The sequence below is a fragment of the Ruegeria sp. BHSB058 genome (genome assembly GCF_059613285.1).
Genome location: NZ_JBXWSF010000149.1, coordinates 1 through 3,882, shown reverse-complemented (window position 1 = coordinate 3,882; position 3,882 = coordinate 1). Strand labels below are relative to the sequence as shown.

Here is a 3,882-nt window from a genome sequence, read left to right as displayed (position 1 = left end):
GTTTGCCCTTGCCACGCGGCTCGCCCCGCCATTCACGGTAACCGACGACGAGCGTGTCTTCGTCCATCATCGCCGCCTGAATGCGCGGCCAAGGGCAGGCGTAGATGCAGATCTGTTCGCGGGCGAAGCCGCCAAACAAGAAGGTTGTAAAGGTCAGCACCGCCATGGTGGTGTAGGCGATCGGATGAGCGTTCAGCGTGACCAGATCCTTTGCCAGCGTCGGGGCATCGGCAAAATAGAATACCCACGCGCCGCCGGTGGCGAGACCGATGAGCAGCCAGACAATCCATTTGGTAATGCGCAGACGCGCCTTGCGGAAATCGAGCTTTTTCTGCCGGTGCAAGCGAAGGCGGGCGTTGCGGTCGCCTTCAATCCAGCGCTCGACGAGAATATAGAGATCGGTCCAGACCGTCTGCGGGCAGGCATAACCGCACCAGACCCGGCCCAGGGCGGATGTAAACAGAAATAGGCCGAGGCCGGCCATGATCAGCAGACCAGCGACAAAATAGAACTCGTGCGGCCAGATTTCGATCCAGAAGAAATAGAACCGGCGGTTGGCCATATCCAGAAGCACCGCCTGATCCGGCAGGCTGGGCCCCCGGTCCCACCTGATCCATGGCGTCAGGTAATAGATACCCAGGGTCACCGCCATGATGATCCATTTCAGGTTTCGGAACGGACCTGATACGCGGCGCGGAAAAATCGGCTCCCTTGCGGCGTAAAGGCTGGGGGCGGGGTCGGAATCGCTCACGGACTCACTCCAGATCTGGGGCACTTGCGCGTGTTCTCACAGATCATAGTTGGTACAACTTTGACATGGGTCAAAAAGCGCATCTTCAATTTAGGTTTTGAACCCGTGGCAAAACATGCATAAAGAAAACACGATTGCCGGTATCAGCAATCGACAGACTTCAACTAGCATTTCGGTTAGTTGGCGCCGGCTGTTCAGGAAACGCGCGAACAGATGGAACAGCCGGCACCTCACCCTCTGGGCGGCAAGCCGCCCAGAGGTATCCTCAAGTCTTATTCACCGCCACCCAACTGGTGGACGTAGGCCGATACCGCGCGAATCTGGGATTCGGTCAGGCGGGTGTTCCAGGCGGGCATGACCCCAAACCGGCTGTTGCTGACAGTGTCGATCAGCGTGTCGTAGTCGCCACCATAAAGCCAGATCGCATCTGTCAGATTCGGCGCGCCTTGGTAGATATCGCCGGTACCATCCTCGGCGTGGCAGGCTGCACAGTTGTCGGCAAAAACAACCGACCCGGCTTCGACCGCGCCTGCGTCCTGTGGTTCGCCCGACAGAGACATGACGTAGTTCACGACTTGATCGATTTCCTCTTCGCCCAACAGTTCGTCCCGTCCAAAGGCCGGCATTTCCGAATACCGTGCCTCGTCACTATCCGAATTGCGGATACCGTGGCTGATGGTGAAGTGGATACTTTCGATATCACCACCCCACAGCCAGTCGTCATCCAACAGGTTCGGATAGCCCTTGGCCCCTGCCGCGCCCGAGCCATGGCACTGGGCGCACCAGGTCTTGAACACGGCGCCACCGGCCGAAACTGCGTATCCGTTGAGTTCGGCGTCGCCTTGGATTGCGGTCAATTCCACGGATGCCAGCTTGTCGTTGATGGCGGCGTTAGCCTCTTCCACCGCGGAGATTTCAGCGGCAACGTCGGCGCGGGTTGACCACCCCAGCGCACCGGCGGTGGCCGAGTTGATCAGCGGCCAAGCTGGGTAAGCGATGGTATACATCACACCCCAGATAATGGTGGCGTAGAAGGTCCACAGCCACCAGCGGGGCATCGGGTTGTCGAATTCCTCGATTCCGTCCCAAGTGTGCCCGGTGGTTTTCGGATCACCCGGTTGTTTTTCAGGTGTCTTGCTCATTGCCGCGCCTCCTTGGATGTGGCGGGTTTATCTTGATGCCGGAACGGGATGTTGGCGCTGTCGCGGTGCTCCTTCCCTGCGCCGGGGCGAAAGACCCAAAGGACCACGCCCAGAAAAAAGGTGAAGAGGACCAGCAACATCCAGCTATCCGCGAATTGCCGAAGGATTGTGTATTCTTCCATCACACCCCTCCCTAGCGGCTTGCATCAGGGGTAAAGGTCGAGAAATCGACCAACGTACCCAGCATCTGCAGATAGGCGATCAAGGCATCGGCTTCGGTCACGCCCGGTTGGCCGTCGAAGTTGCGTACGTTGACATTGTCGCCATAGCGTTCCAGCAGCCCGTCATAGTCGCTGTCCGGATCTGCCTGCGCCCGGAAATCGGCGACTGCGTTTTCGATCATCTCGTCCGAATACGGTGTTCCGACCAGCGCGTTTGCGGCCATGATGTCACCGATGTATTTGCCGTCGATCTTCCTGTTTTCGAGGAAGCCGTATTTCGGCATCACCGATTCCGGGACCACGGCCTGTGGGTCACGCAGGTGATCGACGTGCCATTCGTCCGAGTAGCGGCCACCGACGCGCGCCAGATCCGGTCCGGTGCGCTTTGAGCCCCACTGGAACGGGTGATCGTACATCGATTCCGCCGCCAGCGAGTAGTGACCATAACGTTCGACCTCGTCCCGCATAGGGCGGATCATCTGGCTGTGGCAGACATAGCAGCCTTCGCGGATGTAGACTTCGCGCCCGGCCATTTCGAGAGGGGTGTAAGGGCGCATGCCCTCCACCTTCTCGATGGTGTTTTCCAGATAGAACAGCGGGGTGATCTGCACGAGGCCACCGATGGTTACGACCAGAAAGCTGAAGATCAGCAGGAGGGTCGCGTTGGTCTCGAGGATCTTGTGTTTGTCGAGAATTGCCATTGCTCCGGCCCTCCTTATTCAGCCGGGACCGCGACGCCGAGGCTGGCCTCTTTGGCCGGCGCCCGACGAACGGTCATCCACAGGTTGTAGCACATGATGACGGCACCAGCGAGGAACATAACCCCACCCAGCGCACGCACCACATACATCGGGAACTTGGCGGCAACGGTGTCGGCGAACGAGTTCACCAGGAAGCCGTTGGCATCCACTTCGCGCCACATCAGGCCTTCCATGATACCGGTCACCCACATGGAAGCGGCATAGAGAACGATGCCGATCGTGGCGAGCCAGAAGTGCCAGCTGACCATTTGAAGCGAATACAGACGCTCACGCTTCCACAGTACTGGCACCAGATAGTACAGCGCGCCAAAGGTGATCATGCCGTTCCAACCCAGCGCGCCAGAGTGCACGTGACCGATGGTCCAGTCGGTATAGTGGCTGAGGCTGTTAACCGCACGGATCGACATCATCGGGCCTTCGAAAGTGGACATGCCGTAGAAGCCGACCGAGATTACCATCATCCGGATTACCGGGTCAGTGCGAAGCTTGTCCCAAGCGCCGGACAGCGTCATCAGGCCGTTGATCATGCCACCCCAGGACGGCATCCACAGGATGACCGAGAACACCATGCCCAGCGTCGACGCCCAGTCAGGCAGTGCTGTGTAGTGCAGGTGGTGCGGACCGGCCCAGATGTACAAAAAGATCAGCGCCCAGAAGTGGATGATCGACAACTTGTACGAAAACACCGGGCGTTCGGCCTGTTTCGGAATGAAATAGTACATCATGCCAAGGAAGCCCGCGGTCAGGAAGAAGCCCACAGCATTGTGGCCGTACCACCACTGAATCATGGCGTCTTGTACACCCGACCAGACAATCACGGATTTCGAGCCCCAGATGCTGACCGGGATGGTCATGTTGTTGACAAGGTGCAGCATGGCAACCGTCACGATGAACGACAGGTAGAACCAGTTGGCCACGTAAATATGGGGTTCTTTCCGCTTTATGATCGTGCCCAAGTATACCGCAAGATAGGCAACCCAGACGACAGTCAGCCACAAGTCGACATA

5 protein-coding genes are annotated in these 3,882 nt (G+C 58.4%); all 5 read right to left on the bottom strand.

Annotated elements, in window-relative coordinates; translation table 11 throughout:
• Positions 1-751 (bottom strand): cytochrome c oxidase accessory protein CcoG (gene ccoG, locus AC2FNB_RS20680; RefSeq protein WP_496748634.1); only part of this gene is annotated, 751 nt, incomplete at its 3' end.
• 272 nt (positions 752-1,023) lie between these two features.
• Positions 1,024-1,893 carry a cytochrome-c oxidase, cbb3-type subunit III gene (gene ccoP, locus AC2FNB_RS20675; protein WP_480750173.1) on the bottom strand — a complete coding sequence of 290 codons (870 nt, stop codon included), beginning with the start codon at positions 1,891-1,893 and terminating at the stop codon, positions 1,024-1,026.
• Entirely contained in the window at positions 1,890-2,075 is a 186-nt protein-coding gene (locus AC2FNB_RS20670) for a cbb3-type cytochrome oxidase subunit 3 (RefSeq protein WP_480750172.1), read from the bottom strand. The genes ccoP and AC2FNB_RS20670 overlap by 4 nt, the downstream gene beginning before the upstream one ends.
• An 11-nt stretch (positions 2,076-2,086) precedes the next feature.
• The gene (gene ccoO, locus AC2FNB_RS20665) at positions 2,087-2,815 is read right to left on the bottom strand and encodes a cytochrome-c oxidase, cbb3-type subunit II (protein WP_496748633.1); all 729 of its coding nucleotides are present in this window, start codon (positions 2,813-2,815) and stop codon (positions 2,087-2,089) included.
• 14 nt (positions 2,816-2,829) lie between these two features.
• The coding region (ccoN, locus tag AC2FNB_RS20660) for a cytochrome-c oxidase, cbb3-type subunit I (RefSeq protein ID WP_496748632.1) at positions 2,830-3,882 on the bottom strand (1,053 nt) is incomplete at its 5' end.